Consider the following 19,693-nt stretch of genomic DNA (forward strand, 5'->3'; position numbering starts at 1 on the left):
GATCTCCACATCCATCCGCACACTCTAACAGGTTCAAGCCAATACAGAAAGAGGGACGATCACCGGACGCTTACTATTATGCAGATTAAAAGCACTTTACAAAATTCCGACCTTTGCGCCAAGATGCATGAACCTGCATATTATGGACCTCATTTTGGCAGGAATTTGGCAGGAATTCGAAAATACTTATACCAATAGCATAATGGAAAAGTCGTAAGCGACATGCCAAACGCCTATGAGGTGTGCTTGACCGTGATCGATGACGTGACGTGATCTATTTACATCACGTGACGTCATATATCCCCACTTAATCTATCTATGAGGTTTCTTGGTGGATATAGACCAATTTGGATGGCGTTAGTGAACCAAGCATCGTCCTGGCGCCATTCCGATGGATACTCGGCCAGATCAGGCAACTTTACCGCATTGAGAAACGCCTGCGCGATACCATCGCGGGGCCATCGCTGCGCTCCGCAGTCCGCGCCTCCGAGTCCGCTCCAGTGTTGAAACGACTCAAGCTCGCCCTCATGCGGCTCAAGCCGCGTTACCTGACGCAATGCTTGATGGGCAAAGCCGTCGCTTATGCTCTCGGTCAGTGGAGCGCTCTGGAAGTCTTCCTTGAAAATGGAGCTCGGACGCTTACGTTTTTTCCAACTGCGTAGGAGGTGCTCTGCGCACACTTTTTCGTAGAATGCTCGATAAAATGAATTATAAACCTCTCCCAGAGCGCTGCCCCAATCTACGGCACGCTGCTCGTCCTGTTCTGATGCCATATACTTAGAAGGTTAAATGATGCTAGGGCGCGGTTCCAATCGAATACATTCATTCAGTCATCAAGAGAGAATCTCCCTATGGCTTTACAGGCTTATCTTCCAAGGGCTTCACGGATTTCTGAGGATTTACCAACGTGCCATCCTCTAAGATGATCCGGGAAAAGGTAATCTTGGTCTGAGCCGGAACACCCGCGTTCGCGGCGGTGTGCGGAACCACCATCGAGAATTCAGCTGCCTTCTCTGGCATTAGGGTTGCATTTGCTCTCTTCTCTGCCGTCGGTGAAAGTGACTGCTTATCGCCGCCGATGATCCACTGGGCCTGCTGGCCGATGACGTGTCCCTCCCCATCCAACAAGAAAATCCATGCCCGTGCGCCTTTAATGCCTTGGTCGAAGGTGTTGCGTGCCTTGATCTTTACCAGCGATTTGCTGGCTGTCGATTCAGTAGACAGCACCCCCACTTGAAAATCGGCGTGAACATGACTGCATAGCAGTAGAACAATGAATACGGAAATTATTTTCATAGCATGGAAGGATGTCAATTAATAGGAGTTTCGAATTAGTGAAAACAAAAAGGTTATTCCTTGTAATTTCATCGAACAGCGGGCGCGGAGGATGCGCTCAGCTTTATGCTTGCCCCCTTTCTTCTCTCAAAAAAGCATAGCAACCAATTATCTTAGTATTTCGTTTAGAATAATACAAGTGGATGCCAATAAGGCGCATCCCTTAAATGCCACCGTGGGCGTTAGAGTTCTACCGTTTGTGATATTGCTTGTAGGCCAATTTCTTTAAGCTTACCGTTCTGTGAATTAAATAAAAACTGAGTAATTACGCCATTGTAAATATATAAAAGGCTAGATGTCATCCCATCATCCCAATTACAACAAGAAGTGCCATACAGTTCCAGTATGGCTGATTTTTCATGAGGAAGAGTTTTGGTTTTATACGCTATCTTTCCTGTAAAACTTCTAGGCGCAAAGACATCATCCAATCGCTCAACGAAGCTAATGAAATGAAATGTCATTTCGCTAATCCTAGAGTCTGTAACTTCAATGCCAAGACCGAATTTTTTGTATGCATATAACCGAATGCGGTTTTCAGTAATATCGCTTTTCCCGAGAAACTGAAGAGCGCTGATATGGTCACCAATTTTTGCGTTGTTTAACGCTGGTATGGACAGGTCCAGTATCAGAGACTTAAAGCGAGGTCTGGCCCAGGTGTCGGATTCGTTCTCGTTGTTTTTCATGGCTTGATATGTTTTCCAGTAGGATCGACGGCATATCCTCTAGCATCTCTAGGTAAACTTTGGATTCAGGAGTCAGTTTCCCAGCCGCCGCTTTCTGAGAAATGGTTTTGGGATTCTGAGTCCCGCTTGGACTCGGATTCTTAGGTACGACAACACGAGTTCCATTAGGTAGTGCTTCTTGACAGCCAGAACAAGGATATTGATCAACTGCAACCGTCCTTTGGCTGCCACCTTTAAGATCATTCAATACCTGAATTTCTGCGTGTGCACCCCCGGGAATGCTTTCTTTGACGGAGGTTGTCCCATTTGCATTTCTACCAGCACCATAGGTCGCATTGCCAACATCAGTTTTACCCGTAGCCGCTCTCTGTTCCGATAAGCTTCTAATCATTGCATCATCTGCTGCTGCTGCGGATGATGTGCGTCCAATTTCTGTAGAGCGAACTGCGCCTGCCGCGATCATGAGTGATGTTGCATATTGGTCTTGTGCTCGATCATAATCCCCTTCCATTAGTGCATAGCTTCCAACTGCAGCATTATATCCGCCCAATGTCCCTACAGAAGCGGTAGCCTCAGTTGTGGCAATTACCGCTCCAGCATCAAATTCAGGTCCAACTCCAAGCCCCCCAATAGTTACAGTTTCCCGATTTTCATTTTGAAATGTCTGACTAAATGGCTCACGTGAAGCGTCAATATCACCAGTTTCACGCAATTCAGAGGATCATACATACATATCAGCAAGAGTATAGCCAGCTTCAGCTGCGCCAGACTGGAATCGATCAACCATCCCCCAAGCCTCTTCACCTACATACCCTACAAAACTTATAGAAAGCCAATCAAGGGCGTCACGGCCTGATGGATCTAAGAAGTTAATGGGATCGCCATTGGCTGGTATCCCAATCGCGAGTATGACGACACCTGCTCAAAAATCCGTGTAGCGCAGGCTCAAAGGTAAGTCAAAGAACAGTTGAAATCATGAATTAATGAAAAACTCTAAGCAGCGGAAAACACGAGATTCGTTCTCAAACTTTATCGGAATCATCTTAGATTTTCCATTAACTAAATGGATCATTATGCCTCTATTATCACGGTTTATTGAATCGATTTGGTTTAGATTTATCTCAAACTTTTTGAATCTGCCATGAAGCGAAACTTTGGTTTGATTGATCTCTATAAATGATCCGCGCAAAGTTGATAGATCAATAAAAGGAGGCAGCAGAAAAAGTAGAAAACCGAAAGCAGTCATACACCAGAACGCGTATTCAGAATCTTCCTTGAAGAAGGACATCATATATATGAAAAGGCACCCGAAGAGCATCAGAATTACCATAAACACAATAAACCAACGTGCGGTATAGAATCTGTAAGACTCATTGCGTTCGTAAGAAAATGATTTTTTTTCGGATGATGATATATCCTTAAGCAGACTTTGAGATCTGCCAACAGCAACAATGACCAAAATCGGTGCAATGACCTTTGCCAATAATGAAACTATATCAACTTTTTCATACATGGCAAATTAGGGCTTAGGGTTCTTTCCATGGACTGGGTCGTTTACACCACTAACATTCTGAGCAGTGACTTCTCCAGCTTCTGCTGTTCCTGTAGATATTGAATTGTAAATAAAGGCATCTTGGGCTGCAGAGTTTTGTGCCCGACCTGCATTTGCTGAGGCATCTCGTATGTTGTTTATCACTCTGTCCGCGTTTTCTTGAGCAATTCTTGCTCCATTCTCCGCCATCTCTCTAGTCAACATACCGCTTTCTACCGCTTGCTGGCTGATCCAGTCGATATCATTTGCTTCCTGTTGAACCTGATTTATAATCTTAGGAGCTTCAACTCTCTGAAAGTTATCTATGACTTCGTCCGTTCCTTTTTTCGCGGCGCTTATAGCATAATCCGCCGCTCCACCAAGACCACCAGCTGCTGCACTAATAGCAGCATCTTGAACGCTGAATCCGTCAGCTTCACCGGTAATTATTGAAAGCTCTTGAGACGCAACATTACCAGCTAGCGAAGAAGCCGCACCAATGGCAACTTTTCCGCTGATAGAAGCCACCGCCCCAGCCCCTGTCGAAAATAATGCACCTTCAATTGCTCCTGAAGCCGCTGCAATCGCAAGTTTCTTTCCATCGAACTCTCCATTTGAAATCTGAACAGCTGCTTCAATTCCAGTGTTGATTATCGCTCCAATAGCTGCACCAATCGCAATATGCCCGAATCTCCCATCTGGATCTATAAAATTAACGGGATCACCGTTGGCATATGAATACAAATCTGTGCTCGCCCCGTGCCCAAGCGGATCAGGAGAAATGAACTTACCACTACGCGGCTCGTAGTAACGCGCCCCATTGAACACAAAGCCAGTTGCGTCGATACGCTTGCCACGCCAAAGCGTTGCCTCCAGCAGATTAGTAGTGGTCGCTGATGTGTTAGCTCCACCAAAAGACTTTGCAGTGAACTCCGGCAGCGGCCCATAGCCATTGACCTTGGCGTCATTCCAAACGAGCGTATCGCTGGATGGATCGCCGTCCACAATCCAAGCCGTTGTGTTGCCATAGAAGTCATTGACCGCTGCGGCCCACTGTGCGCCGGTTTCGGCGAACACGGCTTCCAACCCGCCTATGCCATTCAGGGAACCATAGACACCGTTAAGGTCAGGGCCGTAGACTTTCCAGACCCGGTCGCCATCAATGGCCACTGCGATTTCCAGAAACTCAACCATTGGATCGTAGAACGAGCTTTCAGCTACAGTAGAGCCCGTCTGCGGCACGTCTGAAACCACGGGGGTGGTCGTAGTGATTAGGCGGTTTCCGAAGCAGTCATAGACCGCGCTCCAGTCGTAACCGTCATCGGAAGCGTTGCGCTCCTCAATGCGCAGCAGACGCCCAGCCACGTCCCAAGAGAGCGTCTGTACGCGTCCGTCGGAGAAGGTTCGCTCCGTGGTATATCCCGCATCGTCATAGGCTACATCGATGACCTCATTGACTGGTGTCGCGCTAGTCACTGTAAAGCTTACTGAATCCACCTGCGTGGTGTAGGCTCCACTGGGGTGGATAGCGCTGCCCGCTAGAGTGTAGCTACCATTGGCTAAATGTAAGGTGATATCCCAGCGCCCGTCCAGACTTTCGGGATCATAGTCCACATTCTCCAGCGCCTCAGGTCCGGAACCATCGTCCAGAGTCAAGTTGACTGTTTTCGCCCCTAAAGCAAAGCCGTAGGCGTCAATCGCGACATAATTCGGAGTTGTATCCTCCTGCTCACGCATCCGTGCGAATTCGTCCAACTCGCCGTCGGGGATTTCCCAATCGCGGGAGGGGGAGGATTGCTTGGTGAGAACCCCAAGTTTATCATCATCGAAGCCATATTCGAAGGTTTTGGATTCTCCGTCCGCTGGAGCATAAGTCTCGCTGGTCAACCAGCCACGGGGATTGTAGCGATAGTCGCGAGTTTCGTCCCACACTCCAGTGCCCTCACGGTCTATGGTGTAGTCATCCACCTTGCTATCTACACGCCAACTGATTGTTTCCTGAAGCACTTGATCGATTCCAGACACATCAGCAGCAACTGCGGTGCGGGACCGCAGGCGTCCGCGTAGGTCACGCTCGTCGGCAGTGACACCCAACCAGGGATTGGAGCGGGATTTCAGTAAGCCATTTTTCTGATAGGCATAGTCAAATACCGTCGCCGAACTGGACTCATTGACTGTTACTTGCTTGAGCAATCCGTTGGCGTAGTAATCATATTCAAAGTCGGTAAGGGCCGTCTGATTGGTGTCGATCTGCACCCGGCGTCCAGCGGCATCCCAGTGCTGCTGAAAGTCCTGATGCGTCACGCTGTCAATGAGCACTTCCTGATCGTAAAGCTGCCCGTAGCCATCGAATTGATTGATTACTGCGGTGTCCGGTAGAGCTGCATTAACGTAATCCAATGCGCAGGAAGTCATGAGTCCGCGGCGATCATAGCCATAGCTCTTGGTGTAGCCTTCAACCGTGGCGGTTCCCACTGCATCGAGCTCGGTCAGACGAAGAAGGTGGTCGTATACTTCGCTGCGAGTGATATCCCCGCGTAGCTCATCCGTCCGCTCGTAGAGCAGCCCCACATTCGGACTAGCGCTCGTGTAGTAATCGAATGTGAAATGCCGGGTAACGTTGGCACCTTTAGTCAACTTGGTCCACTGTAAGCGATTAGCGCTATCGAAGTGCTTTTCCTCGGTTAAGCCACCGGGCATGATGCGCTGCGTCATGTTGCTGGCATCATCGTAAAGGTAGCTGGTTTCGGCCTGATCCGGGGTAATCGATTTAGCAAGTCGGTTGAGGCCGTCGTACTCGTAGCGCGTACGCTGGCGCAGCTCATCTTCGTAAGCAATGCGATTGCCCGCTTGGTCATAGGAGATGAGGGTGTAATCGTAATGAGTGTCCGTGTCGTATTTCCAGCTCAACACTGTCTGGCCAGCGACATTGGTAAAGACGGTGGACTTGACAATGGACTCACTGGGATCGGTTGGGTCACCCAGAGTCGTTTCCACACTGTGGTGATCGGGGGAATAGGTAAGGGCAGACATCTCGACTAGAGCATCCAGATCGTCACGAACTTCGGTGAGCACAGGGCGGTAGAGAGCATCGGAAAATACAGTCGCATATTCGTCCAAGCTATTCGCCGTGGTGATTTCTCGACCGTCCTTGGAATATGTCGTCGTGGAACTTTGCTCGACGGTATAAGGGCTGACCGCGCCGTTGGTCATCTGAGAAGCTGTAACCCGGTTCAGACCATCGTACTGTGTGGTCGTGATGTATCCTTCCCGATCCGTGAAGCTAATCAGATTACCACGGCGATCAAAGACCTGCACTTCGACATAGCTACCGCTCGCGTCTGTGAAAAGTAAATCGCTGGAATCGTAGAGCGACTTCGTGATCGTTAGGGCAACGTCATCATATTCGTATTTCCAGTAATTGCCATTGCGTAGAGTTTGACGCTCCAACCGTCCATCGAGGTAGTAGCGTCGCTCCAGCTCGGAATCGTCTGGATTGTACTGAAGTTTTAGCTGCCCACGCGAGGAGTATTCGTAGAGGGTGACTCCACCCAGCGGATTCGTGTAGGAAGAGGTCAGTCCTCCGGGCTCCTGCTCGTAGGATTCAGTGCTGATAAGATTAGCGCCTGCTCCATAATGACGCACTTCCTCAAGTTGCCCGAGTTCATCGTAATCATACTCGGCATAATTACCCAGCGGGTCGGTAGTTTTTCGGAGATTTCCGAATGCATCGTAATCAAAGTAGGTAATTGATTGCCCCAAGAAATCATCCTGGCCTGGAACCGCTTCGACACCAGAACCATCAGCTATCGCTTGGGAGCGCCAACGCACTTCCGCAATTAGACGTCCAGCGCCATCGTAGTCTCTGAACACATAGTCTTCAGGGTTATACTTAGGACCGTCAACCCAAGTGGCTTCGCCATTTCCGTTGTAGTACTGTTGAGACCACGCGAGCAAAGTTCCATCTGATTCGTAGGTTTCTGACCAAATTGGACGCCCCATTGCGTCATAACCGAACGCTTCAGTGCTGGATGCGATCTGCCCTTCACCCAACACAGTTTTCTCGATGAGCTCGTTTCGATTATTATAGATGTATCCCGTCTCCACATCATTGGCTGATGCCACGACCGAGCCGGTGTCAGTAAAGGCGGTGGATGCCGTAATGAAGCCCCGGGCATCATATTCCCACGATTGCTTGGACTCATCGACAGAACCAGCTGCGTTAAATTCGTGCAGCAGCAAGCCGTTCGCAAAAATGTCTCCGCTACTTTCCTCGCCGTACTCAAAAGCATCAGTGGACACGAGCGTTGTACCTACCCAATGTTCAATAGAGGTCAGCAAAAACGGATAGTCTAAGTCGTCGTAGAAATACTTGGTGATGATATCAGAGGGCGCTTTGGAATACGTCAGAAGATTATTGCTGTTGTATTCATACTCGTAAGCAGCGACTTCATTGTTTGATCCACTTCCGGTTAGGTCACCAATCACTTTCTTAAGAACGACATTGCCGCGAGAATCATACCAGAAGTAAGTGATCAAGCCACGCTTATCAATCTTTCGAGCAAGGCTGCTAGGATAGCCACCCGGCGCATCCTCATCTGTGATCTGTGTGGTTATGGTTGGAATTTCACCGTTAATCGGAGCCGCATTAGGATCAGGATAACCATAACTCCAATTTGCATTGTTGGCACTGTCACGTGAATCATACCAAGTCTGGTCTAGCTCTTGACCAAGCTCATCCAAAATCCAGGTGAGCTCGCCGTAATTCTCCCAAAGGTAATAGGTTGAATTATAATCATCATATAGATCGTTGATATCTAAATTATAAACCGAAAGTGGAACCGACATATCATTGGCCTGCGCTTCAGTGATTGTCGATGGCCAGTTGAATGTGTCGTAAATCTGCGTTTCGCCCCATTCGCCATTGTTACTGTAAACATAGATTGCATTCCTAACTGGCACTGCATCTGGCCCTACAGTGGCAGCCTGGCGCACTACGCGTCGCTGATCGTCATATTCGTTAATCAACTTTCGGCCATCAGGATTCGTTTGCTCAATCAAGAGATGCTTTGAGTAAATCCCGGCAGCATCTACCTCAACATCGTCCTGAATGTCGTGAAAATAAGCATAATTCGTGACAGCACCATCGGGCAACTTGACTTGAGTTAGGTCACCATAACGGTCATATGAGTAGTGGATGAATCGCCCATCACCCGTGTTGATACTACTAATACGGCCATAGAAATCATAATTGAATATGAGATAATTCCCATTGCTGCTCTTGATTTTCTTGAGCAAGCCATAGTCATAAAGAGCTTGGTTCTGCCCGTAAGTGAAAGACAGTTCGTTACCCTGAGCATCTGTCCAAGTTCGGATTAGAGGTAAGTCACGAGTCAATCCAGACAACAAGGTATATGCTTCTCGCTCAAAAACGCGCACTGAACCATTTTGTCCATAGAGCGTATAAGTATCGACGCCACCTGGCGCTGTTTTGACAATGTAAGAGCCGTATGGATTAGCAAGTCCGCCTACGCCTCTGGTAGAATAATTAGTCAGCAACGTATTGTCTTCGCTTTCAGGTTGCCAGACATCCTGCCCATCGACCTTGCGATAGGTGATGACAGTACCATCCAATTCTGCAGCTCGGATAAACTCATCCGATTCACTAGAGGGAAGTCCATCAGTAAAGATATCCAAATTATCGACAAAGCTCAATTTCCAGCCATAGCCCAACTCACGCGGAATAAGATTCAAGCTGGAGTAGTTTCGCCTAATTTGCAGCGGAAAGGGACCGGGCAGCGTAAGGTCTGTTGAATCGATATAGAAGTTGCCTGCAACGATATCTACTGGATCTCCAGCCGTGCTATTTTTCTGTTTCAATTCATCGCCAACAGACTCCAGTAATGGCTTAAGGGTAGCAATATAGTCTGCAACCGCTTGAATTTGCCTCTCCTCACTTAAAGCATCCGTAGCCTCAGCTACTCCTGGGTCTGGATCTGCGTCGGTTGCCCCCCCTTGCCCAGAGAGCGATATTACCTCAAAGCCATTGTCTAAGAAAACATACGACTCGTAGTTTCCGTGTAAAGTCACTCCATCGGATGAAACACTTACTGACGAGTCATCAAGGTAGATGCTCAACAATACTTTCTCTCCAGTGCTCCCGCCATATCCTGTAAAGCTACTCTGAAGTAAACCCGCTGAAAAACTATCACCTCCCAAAAGCAGAGCCCCCTGAGCAATAAAAGTTTCTCCAGCCATCTGCACATCCCCTGGAGTGATAAATGCAATATCGTATTCCGCAAAAGCCCCTTCCGTCTCATTAAAAAACTCTTCGATACCGTCCCATAGTGTTGATGCCTTCGATAAAGGCTTCGGATCAATGTGCCCCAATGGGTTGACCATCGTTTCTCCCATTTGACTATAATTATCCCGATTGAGTTCGATCGGTCCACTAGGTGAATGCGAAGCTTCATTCTCTAGAGAAGCCTGAAAGGCAGCTTCCTGGATTACACTCACTGCGGAAAAGGCTTGGCGATTGTAAAAATCTTCCATCACTCCGTGCTCATAACTGGTCATCTGAAGGTTTAAAAGAGGATCCACGTCTTTTTGACCATCCCACAAGTTGGTGCCAGATGCAGGTTTGGTTGACCCATTATAAAGAAGAAACGGATTCGCAGCCTGCACATCAATGGTCGCCTCATACCAATCGTCTGTTGGCGAAGGTCCGTTATTCCGAAATGAAAGACTTGTGCCATGTTGAGCAATACTCGTCACCTTGTGGGTTTGGTAGATCAACCCTTCCCATCTCTCCATGTAAGACCAGTAACACAGATTTTGCAGACGCATCAGAGCAGCAATGAACGCATTGTATTGAGACCCATAATTTGTGGTTATTGAAAGGTCTTGAAAATAGCTTACATCCTGTGCGGCGCGCTCAATGTAGGTCTGTGGCGCCGAACCGGTATTCAAATGGAATGATCCAGGTGAAAACACAGCACTGACGGCACTCAAATCTAGAGGCTCATTCCCAGATAATTTGCAGGCTGCAATAGGGCGCTCATGGTCGCCTACCGTATAGTAATAGCTACTAGAACTATCGATGCCATCATAGAGAAAGCTCTTTGAAACTTTAAAACGAATCGTTGCTTCTGCGTCGCGAAAATAATCGATATAGTCCCCCAGCGATTCTGTTGACTTAAATGCTCCGTCAATTGCAGCAAAGTTCGCCGGATCAAAGAGATAAGTATCATTAGCTTCAAAGAGGTTTGCCGCTGTGGGTTCAGGGTCAAAATCCCTTGAAGATAGATACACACTAGCCTCATCACTACCAGACTCATAGATCCAATAAAGGTTTCTTCCGATAATATCTGCGGTCAGCCAATTTCCACTATCATATATCAGGCCCTCAAATTCTTGATAATCGGCATCTGTAGCAGCTAGTTTTATGCTGATATTAATCCTACTAAATACACCTGGATTATCGGCCAAATCCTTTTTCACTATTACTGCCTCGCTAGGAATTGAGGCCCTGGGGAAGTCTTCCCAACTTGTAAAATAATTCTGACGAATTTTACTAGATGTTCCGATCTGATCGAGTGTTACTCCTGGAGAACTTTCAGCTAACCGCCGTTCGATATACTTTGGCCAAAGAACCAAGGGCTGCTCAATCGGCACGTGTATACGATCATCATATTCGCCATAAAAACTACCTCCGAGGCCTCCTTGATTATAGAGCTCTGACATCGAGGTAATGTCGTCTTCAAGGTAAAGGTATTTGCGAATCCATTCTATCGCGGTGTCACAGTCTTCCGGCATCAAATCGTAAAGGTCAAACCCTTCCACGATCTCAATATCCTTATACCAGGGGAAAATCGGATGCCATTGAGAACCCTCGTCATCCCAAGCAAGGACGAATGGGAAGTTCACTTGTACTGAATCCGAAAGGTTTGCCACTCCGTCGAGTTGCATGCCTAGTATTTGGCTCAATTCTGCCTTCGGGATACGCAAGCTACCCATTTCCGGGAAAGCATACAGTGCAGGAACTCCTGCTTTTCGTAGACAATAAACAAGCAATGCACACTGTTCCAGTGGGCTTCCTTTTTCCTCTAAGAAAGTGCTAGTAGGGCCACGGAGAATGCCTGCGGTAACAAAGGATGCCTCCGCATTGGGAATCTCCTTATTGGCGTCATCATAGTCAACTGTCTCAATTTTATTGTGCACGTAGTTGATCAAAAAGATTGGATTCGAATCATTCTTCTCGATGAAATCATCTAACTGAGTGCTCCCTTTCAACTCAGGGCTCTGGTTGACTTCCAGATAGTCAGCGTTCAACGGATCGAGCGAGCTGATATTGACCGGGACACCCTCATCCAGAAACTGTGCGCTTGTCCAATCAGTGTCTCCACTGAGCATGTCGTCTGTTGTCCTGCCAAGGTATGCGGGAGGCTCTGGCGAGCCGGAAAAATCAGAGTCCATCCAATCGATCTGAAAACCTTCAATGTCACTGAAACTGAGTTCATAGAGAAGGACGGGAATTTCGTCATTGGGCCCAAGATGATCGTGTGTCCCGGAAGAACTCTTCGCCGAATAGAAATAATCTGTAGTCGACAGCGATGTAGGGTCTTCCGCAAATTGTGACCACGCATATACTTTGTAAATGCGATCCGAGCGTGATGCCCGATGAGTCAGGACATAAGCAGGATAGGTCTCAGACCATTCGTCCATGTTGGGAGCCAATCGAATCGACGTCTGTAATCCCAAGTTCTCATCGCTTTCAACGGTGATTCGTGCGTAATCACCGATGAATCGCTCCCATTCTGAAGCAAACATCATCAGCCAATCAATGTAGCCTTCCTTAACGCTAGAGTTCGAAGACCACTCCCCCTTCGAATCGTAAACATAGCCAGGGTGCGTAATCATTACCGCAGGACCTCCTTGTGTCAGTGAAACACTGAAGTGATGCGCATCGACCGGCGTCGCATAATAGGTCGTCCCGGTTGTCAAACCTCCTGGCAAATCAGTATCGGAGGCGACATCAACAGAAAACTGGATCGCCTCATCTTCCTCCAAGCCATGATTCCGGCTTGCGATCAATGTAATCGGTTCAAACAAACGGCATTGGCTGGGGACACCAAATGCAGCGACAGACGTGCTCGCTCCTGATTGTGTAAAGCTAATGGCCGAGCCACCTTGCACTGAAGACACAAGAAAGTAATCAGGCGCAACTGAGGTCACCCAATAGTCCTGATCAGCGGTTAATTCACTTGGCAATGAGGGATCAGCCTCGAACTGAATCACATCGTCGACCTCGAAACCATGGCCAATCGAATATATTTGATTGCTTGATAGGCTGAAGTCACATGTCCACTTTTCCGAAGAATACCAATCATCCGCACCACGCTCAGAAAATGGTAAATACGGACCGCCTTGCGTTGCGGAGACACTGAAGAAGTTCTCATTGTGAACGGTTACATAATAGTCAGTCCCCTCGGTGACCGCCGGTGGAACCACACCATTACCGTTGGAAAACTGGACAATTCCATTGTCGTCCAATCCGTGACCAACAGAGTAGATGACTTCGCTATCGGTTACTAATTGTCGCGCGTAAGGATTTGGAACAACAATATCAACGGTGTCCAAGTAAGTTCCACTGTCCTTATCATATACCTCAACGAAAAATCCGCCACGCGTCCCGGAATCGCATTCCTTAAAGACATCAACAAGACCAGCTGAGACGCCAATATGGTAGGCAGTGCTTTCGAATAGAATCGACCCACCGTACTGCTGACCAAACCTTACCAATGGGAGGCTCGAAGCAATTGTGTAAGCAGGATTACTCTCCAAGTCTTCTGCTCGGTCATAATGGAAACTAGAGTCAGTTGATGATTCATTCAATACGCCAACGCCCGTTAAATCATTTAACGGAATGACAGCCGTTTGATAATCGTAGTATCCCTCAGCTCCTCGACGAAAGCCAAGCTTGGGAGAATCGACGTTACCAACTTGAACGATCTCAATGCTTTGCAAACAGGTCGGTTGATCTACATCTAGTCCTGTAATTGTGAGGCGGCCATCACGAACAGCGACTTCACCAGCCCAAGTATAAGTTGGAGCCAAGGCCGTCGTTTCGTCATCAATGACATGCCCCTCCACACTCAACGAAAACTCACTGGGAGAGTCGATGTTACCTATATTCAAGGTGACTTCGTACAAACCGTCGGGAAGGCGCATTTCCCAGTCGCTAGAATAGCCGTCATTGCTCGAAACGCCAATAAAGGAGTGGCAGAGATTATCCGAAGCAGAGGTCGAGCCACTAAGCACCTTGCCATTCGAGCTGACGTTACGATTCCAACCATAGGCCAGATGATTGTGCTTCAAGGAATACGATTCACCCTCATCAATCTCATAGCCAGCCGGAAGAGTCAGTGCCCATTGAGGTTGGAAATTGACTTTCAGGTCTAGTGGCTCAAAAGTGAGCGTGAGCGGATCAGAATCCGTCACAGTTCCGTCATCCTCAATCACCCGGGCAAAGATCTTATGCTCGCCTACGGTATTGTTTATTAATGTAGCAGAGAAATAATCCCCATCAACAAAATCAGCTTCAATAACTTGGTCATTATTATCACCTGAGCCAATCGGAGTTCCATTGCTAGCTACGACGTAGCCATCATATAATGTTACAGAGCTAATCGTATTATTCTCACTAGGAATTGCTTCAATTCTCACCTGGAGATCTATCGCAGCTGATAAATTGACGTCAACTGAAGGACTTATAAAATTGACAGTAGCGGCATTCGCCAGATGGGCTACAATACCAAGACTCACAAGAGTTAATCTCATTCTTCTAGACAATAAAGACATAACAATAGTTAACTTTTAATAATTATCGCCCTGAGTTGGAAAAGTGATAGTCAAGGTTAGCGCTCCGACCATCTCATCCCTAGGCGAGGCATCTTGAAAATCCTGCGAACCATCTCCATCAGTATCCTTGACCGTTGGATTTGAGCCTCGCTGAAACTCCGCCATGTCGGAAAGCAAATCCCCATCACTGTCATAAGCAGAGCTATCCACTCCAGATGTAGTATCCAACCCGTAAAACACCTCCCAATCATCAGGAATTAAGTCGCCATCATTGGATGAAGAATCAAAAGGATCGGTCCCGGCGTTTACCTCGTCGGCATTCGAAATCATATCTCCATCCTCATCTCCTAGACCTTCAAGAATCTGGGCTCTGAAAAAATTAGTAAAGCCAACTATCGGATCAGCGTTAATTGGCTGATTATCAATCAGAGCATTCTCACCAACGATGATGCGCTCCGTATCGTATGTCCAATTCACTAAGTCTTTTGAATATTCCCAGATGTAAATAAAACCATCCACTGCAAAAAAACTTACCCGATAATACCCATCAAAGGAGACGCATTCAATATGCACGCCACATTCAGGTTGAAATGAAAAAGGATCACCGGAATAGGCGTTGGGGGCATTCCCAACACTGAACTCATTGAGGTTTGAAATCGTGTCACCATCGAAGTCGTCATTCGGCCCCGTGCTACCATCACCGTCACTCGATAGAGCATTCAAGGAATAATAATACTCAAACATATCTTCCATCCCATCGTCATCGGTATCAGGATTGCATGGATTACACTGCGTCTGAAATTCCAGCAAGTTATTCATGCCATCCTCGTCAGAATCATCAGTTGCCCCTTGAAGCAGACTTCCAAAATAAGCGATCTCCCATGAATCATCTAGCAAATCGCCATCCAAATCCTCGAAGCCGTTATCTGGAGGCACAGGCACATAATCTACATCTACATGAATGGTAAATACCACATTCAGGCCAGTGAAATTTGGCAACGTTGCGACTACAGTTTCATCCTCAGTTCCAAAAACTAACTCAGGCGAATAATAGAACGCATATGCACCGGTAGCTTCGGAAATGCTATAGATTGGATCTGAACTAAGCCCACTAGGCATTGGAAATTTCGAGATTTGCCCAAGACCACCTACACCAACTTCAAATTTAATGGGAACGCCGGAAAGAGTAGCTCCTTCAGAATTTTTAACCGAGACCGCCAGTGCAATTGGAGTAAACATGTCCGACCCCATTATTTGATTATTTCCAGATAGGATCTCGATAACGGGTGTATCACCGTTGAAAAAATCAGCGGGCCCAGTACTGCCCAAAAACTCCTGCAAATTCGATACTCCGTCACCGTCGTAGTCATCGCCTGGATTCACATCAGAAACTATAGCGATTAACCCATTGGGATCATAGTAGTCTTCGTAAGGATCATTGATTATCTGATCGAACCAAGCTAAAGGAATAGCATTCCAAACCGCTTCATGGTCATCGGGAACTCCATCGTCGTTCGCATCGACATTGACCAGAGGATCTAATCCCAAAGATAGCTCCTCATCTACACTGTAACCATCACCATCCAAGTCCAATGCACCTACGTCGGTAGTATTGACTGGACCATCTGTATAACGGAGAACATAAAACAGACTCGGATCGATGCCAGTAATGTTAAAATTAAAGGTATTAATAACCGCATCCTGCCCGACAAAATACTGATTAATATAATAGTAGTTCTGGAGGTCATCACTGGCCAAGAGGAAATAGACGTAATCTTGCTTACCCCACCATTGCAGCGTTTTAGCGCCAGAGCTGTTGTTGACCGATATGCGGAGGCCAGCCCACGGGTCATCCGCAGTAGGGGTATCGAACGTGGTGAAGTCTGCCGAGCAGATAGACACCATCAATGACGACAAAGGAATGAGGTGTCGAACTTTCATTAGTTGTTAATCCAATAGGTTAGATCAGTGCTTTTTTCCTTGGGGTGTGTTACTTCATAGCGCTTCTGCGCCTCGCTCAAAACTTGGCGATTCGCAGCCTTCACTGAAAGTTCGCTCTGATTCTCGTGAAAGTAGGTCATCAAATCATCAATTGCCGTAAATGCGCTAAGTTGATCCAGCCCCTCTTCTTCGCCATCAACTTCTACATAGTAAACGATAGCAGCAGTATCTTCCTCAACGGGGAGTTCGGGGAGATCTGCTACCCGCTGCTTTTGCCCCTGATTGCCAGCAGCCCGCGAAAGCCTGTTTAGGTGTTCGTTTTGCTGAATGGACTCTGAATCATGGATGAGCGCCAGTTGGTAATCCTGACCGCCCTGTGAGAAACTCGCTACCTGCTGCAAGAGGGAGAAGTCGGCCCTTGCCCATGCCACATACTGCTCCCCAGCGAACTCCCAAACAAATCGAGTAATGTAGTGACCGCGATCTTCATATGTAGTCGCGGAGACCAGAAGCATTTGTAGATTGCTCACAGGAATAATTGAGACATCCCCAGAATCCGGGCACGTCGTGGAGTGTTCTATTGTAGGCGGGCACACCTCACGAACATAGAGAGCAGAATTCCGCCTGGAAAACATGAGTTTGAGCGTCCCCTGCCCTCTATTAGCAATTGCTGCTTGAGAGGACTCTGCTGCCTTCTGCTCGGCCACCATTCGATCAGCCTCCTGGGGCGAAATTTCAACAGGCAAGCTGGCAAGCCCAACAGAAGCACTGCCTACCAGCACTCCAAATAATAAATTTCTATTCATGAGGGTAAAAAAACGTTCGTGATAGGGGATTAAAATGGAGACTGATAAAAGGCTGGTATTTGATGATATACCGGCATATCGATCATGACATTACCTCCAACTGCAGGCGGGAAGATGTCCTGGCCATCATCGGTTAGGTTATCAACGTCCTGTGTGAGGAAACCGTCTGCGTTTACATAAGGCTCTCCCCAGCTCAAAGTCGCATGATCATATAGCTTAAATGTATCAACAAATGGCACCGCTAGCAGGGAGAGCACATTCGCATCATCCAATGAAACGCCAATGGGGTAAACAGTCCCAATCCATGGAGTATACATTTGGTCGTAGAACTCAAACTGGATTGGCCGCGTACGGACATTGCCAACTTGATGCCAATCGAAGGCAGAGCTGGAGCTTATGTAGAATGCTTGCCCAGGATAGATTGGGCTATCTAAGTCTGATGCCGGGGTTGCGCTCCATGAACCATTCGACCAATTCAACCAGTTGTTCCCGCTCTTCTCAAAAACCAGAATGAAGAAGCTTTGGGCATTCCTCACTGAACTCGGGCAACCATTCCAGAAATCCTTAATAGTGTGGTGACGTCGGATGATAATTGTATCGCCAGATGTGACTGAAAAATCGGTGGTCGCAAGGGCATTAACTGTGATAGAATTTGTGTCGCTGGATATTATATCAAAACCAATTCCAGCAAACTGCCCACCTCCTTGTGCTTCAGCATAAAACTTATAGTGTGTTGCCTTATTAAAGCGACCCGCAGTCCATGAAGCGTCTGCGAACGTAATAGTGGAAGAGCCACTTGTGGTATCCTCAGTTATAGTCGCGGCCTGACCGACATACAAGTCTGGCTTAAGAAACGCAAATGAGAGGATAGAAGTTTGCGTAGGGATATGCTTTACGATTGCCCCAACCGGCTCGCTGGTTTGGACAGCGTGCGCACTCAGAAAGCACAAACATGCCATTAAAAAAGACCACATCCCAACTTTAATAATCATGATCAACGACAATCCGCTGCAATTTTGAGATATCAAGGATGTTTAGTGTAATTATAAACAAATCCAGAAAATCCCAATCAAATAGAGCCATTTCGCCCTCTTTTAACAAAAACCACAACACAGCCAATTTTAAGCACATATAGCCAAACTTCAACGCAATCGAACTTAATCGCCAACCACCTCCCAGCTAAAGAAAAGCGCCCCTAGCGGCTGATCTGGTCCCGTAATGTTGGACAGGTTGCTATCACCAGTTAAATTCTAGCAACCCATGAAGAGGAGACGTAAATTCACCTCTGAGTTTAAGAGTAAGGTAGCGCTTGAGGCGCTGCGTGAGCAGGAGCCTTTGCATGATATTGCGAAGCGCTATCAGATCCACCCGACTCAGGTGACTGAGTGGAAGAAGGCGCTGCTGAGCAACGCGAGCAGCGTCTTTGAGCACTCAAAGGATAAGCAGGAAGAGAGCTTCAAACAGAAGCTCAAAGAAGACCGTTTATACAAGCAAATCGGCCAGCTCCAAGTGGAGGTGGATTTTTTAAAAGACAGCTGTGACAAGCTCGGTATCCTTATCCCGGAGGACGAGCTTGGTCGATAGAAGCGTAGCCATGAGTATCCAGAAACAGTGCCGACTGCTTGGAGTGCCTCGTTTGAGTTACTATCACCAGACAGTGTGCAAAGCGAGCTTGCTCGATGAGTTACTGATGCAGGCAATCGACCGGATCTACATGGAGGAACCTACTTACGGCAGTCGCCGCATCGGCGACGAGCTGTCTAAGCTCGGCTATCAGGTTGGTCGTAAGCGTGTGCGTCGGCTGATGCGCACAATGGGCATTGAACCGATTTACCCGAAGCCGCGACTGAGCATTCCGGGCAAAGGGCACAAAAAGTATCCCTATCTGCTCCGGAACTTGAAGATCGAGCGCAGCAATCAGGTTTGGTGCACGGACATCACTTACATTCCGCTGGGAGACAATCACGTCTATCTCACGGCAGTGATGGATTGGTCGAGTCGCTATGTGATCAGCTGGAGGCTTAGCAACAGCATGGACGAAGCCTTTTGCCTGGAGTGCCTTGAAGAGGCTTTGCAGGCCGAAGGCGCCCCGGAGATCTTCAATACCGATCAGGGCAGCCAGTTCACTGGAGAGGCCTTCACTGGCGTGCTCAAAAAGCACAAGATCAAGATCAGTATGGACGGCAAAGGAAGGGCCTTGGACAACGTCATGATCGAACGGCTCTGGCGCACGGTAAAGTATGACGACATCTATATCCGTGGCTACGAGACGATGGTTGAACTCTATCAAGGCCTCTCTGCGTTCTTCCGCAAATACAACGCTCGCAAACACCAGACACTGGGCATGAGCCCGCAAGACAAGTATCGCAGCGGATTTGAAATCAAGGACGCCGCGTGAAAAACAATCCACCACAGCTACCTTCGCTTCGCTCCGGCCTTGCCGCTACGCGGCACCCCTACGGTGTAGTAGCCACGATCTGATCTGACAGATCGTGCTGTCTGGTCGATTAAAGTGTCAGGCTATTTTCGTTTGGTTG

At 47.7% G+C, this 19,693-nt stretch carries 9 protein-coding genes and 1 pseudogene; 1 reads left to right on the plus strand and 9 read right to left on the minus strand.

Annotated features, from left to right (window positions below; all coding sequences use genetic code 11):
- Positions 1-293: 293 nt before the first annotated feature.
- The 9 genes from RBB62_RS20370 to RBB62_RS19600 all read right to left on the minus strand — a co-directional run bounded on the left by RBB62_RS20370 (position 294) and on the right by RBB62_RS19600 (position 18,148).
- On the minus strand, positions 294-773 hold the full coding sequence (locus RBB62_RS20370) for a hypothetical protein (RefSeq protein ID WP_309400947.1): 480 nt from the start codon (positions 771-773) through the stop codon (positions 294-296).
- Positions 774-849: 76 nt separating this feature from the next.
- Entirely contained in the window at positions 850-1,296 is a 447-nt protein-coding gene (locus RBB62_RS19565) for a hypothetical protein (RefSeq protein WP_309400948.1), read from the minus strand.
- A 221-nt stretch (positions 1,297-1,517) separates the two neighbouring features.
- Entirely contained in the window at positions 1,518-2,018 is a 501-nt protein-coding gene (locus RBB62_RS19570) for a hypothetical protein (protein ID WP_309400949.1), read from the minus strand.
- A complete protein-coding gene (locus RBB62_RS19575; RefSeq protein WP_309400950.1) occupies positions 1,969-2,730 on the minus strand; it encodes a hypothetical protein in 762 nt (253 codons plus the stop codon). The genes RBB62_RS19570 and RBB62_RS19575 overlap by 50 nt, the downstream gene beginning before the upstream one ends.
- A gap of 261 nt (positions 2,731-2,991) precedes the next feature.
- Complete coding sequence (locus RBB62_RS19580) at positions 2,992-3,531, minus strand: hypothetical protein (protein WP_309400951.1); 540 nt, start codon at positions 3,529-3,531, stop codon at positions 2,992-2,994.
- 6 nt (positions 3,532-3,537) lie between these two features.
- A complete protein-coding gene (locus RBB62_RS19585) occupies positions 3,538-14,388 on the minus strand; it encodes an RHS repeat-associated core domain-containing protein (RefSeq protein WP_309400952.1) in 10,851 nt (3,616 codons plus the stop codon).
- 36 nt (positions 14,389-14,424) lie between these two features.
- Positions 14,425-16,350 (minus strand): hypothetical protein, encoded by a 1,926-nt coding sequence (locus tag RBB62_RS19590; protein ID WP_309400953.1) that lies wholly within the window; start codon positions 16,348-16,350, stop codon positions 14,425-14,427.
- Positions 16,350-17,156, minus strand: coding sequence for a hypothetical protein (locus RBB62_RS19595; RefSeq protein ID WP_309400954.1), 807 nt, complete (start codon positions 17,154-17,156; stop codon positions 16,350-16,352). Before RBB62_RS19595 ends, RBB62_RS19590 begins: the two co-directional genes overlap by 1 nt.
- 29 nt (positions 17,157-17,185) lie before the next feature.
- Positions 17,186-18,148: a hypothetical protein gene (locus RBB62_RS19600; protein WP_309400955.1), complete on the minus strand. Its 963-nt coding sequence runs from the start codon at positions 18,146-18,148 to the stop codon at positions 17,186-17,188.
- 268 nt (positions 18,149-18,416) lie between these two features.
- On the opposite strand from RBB62_RS19600, the pseudogene RBB62_RS19610 reads away from it, so the two are divergent.
- Positions 18,417-19,554: pseudogene (locus RBB62_RS19610) on the plus strand (IS3 family transposase).
- The last annotated feature ends 139 nt before the right edge of the window (positions 19,555-19,693 follow it).

Origin of the sequence: Cerasicoccus maritimus (assembly GCA_031296935.1) — a bacterium.
GTDB classification, from domain to species: domain Bacteria; phylum Verrucomicrobiota; class Verrucomicrobiia; order Opitutales; family Cerasicoccaceae; genus Cerasicoccus; species Cerasicoccus maritimus.

Bases quoted from the DNA above. Each gene is read 5' to 3' on its own strand.
- RBB62_RS20370 (WP_309400947.1), bottom strand. From the start codon at position 773: ATGGCATCAGAACAGGACGAGCAGCGTGCCGTAGATTGGGGCAGCGCT.
- RBB62_RS19565 (WP_309400948.1), bottom strand. From the start codon at position 1,296: ATGAAAATAATTTCCGTATTCATTGTTCTACTGCTATGCAGTCATGTT.
- RBB62_RS19570 (WP_309400949.1), bottom strand. From the start codon at position 2,018: ATGAAAAACAACGAGAACGAATCCGACACCTGGGCCAGACCTCGCTTT.
- RBB62_RS19580 (WP_309400951.1), bottom strand. From the start codon at position 3,531: ATGTATGAAAAAGTTGATATAGTTTCATTATTGGCAAAGGTCATTGCA.
- RBB62_RS19585 (WP_309400952.1), bottom strand. From the start codon at position 14,388: ATGAGATTAACTCTTGTGAGTCTTGGTATTGTAGCCCATCTGGCGAAT.
- RBB62_RS19590 (WP_309400953.1), bottom strand. From the start codon at position 16,350: ATGAAAGTTCGACACCTCATTCCTTTGTCGTCATTGATGGTGTCTATC.
- RBB62_RS19595 (WP_309400954.1), bottom strand. From the start codon at position 17,156: ATGAATAGAAATTTATTATTTGGAGTGCTGGTAGGCAGTGCTTCTGTT.
- RBB62_RS19600 (WP_309400955.1), bottom strand. From the start codon at position 18,148: ATGATTATTAAAGTTGGGATGTGGTCTTTTTTAATGGCATGTTTGTGC.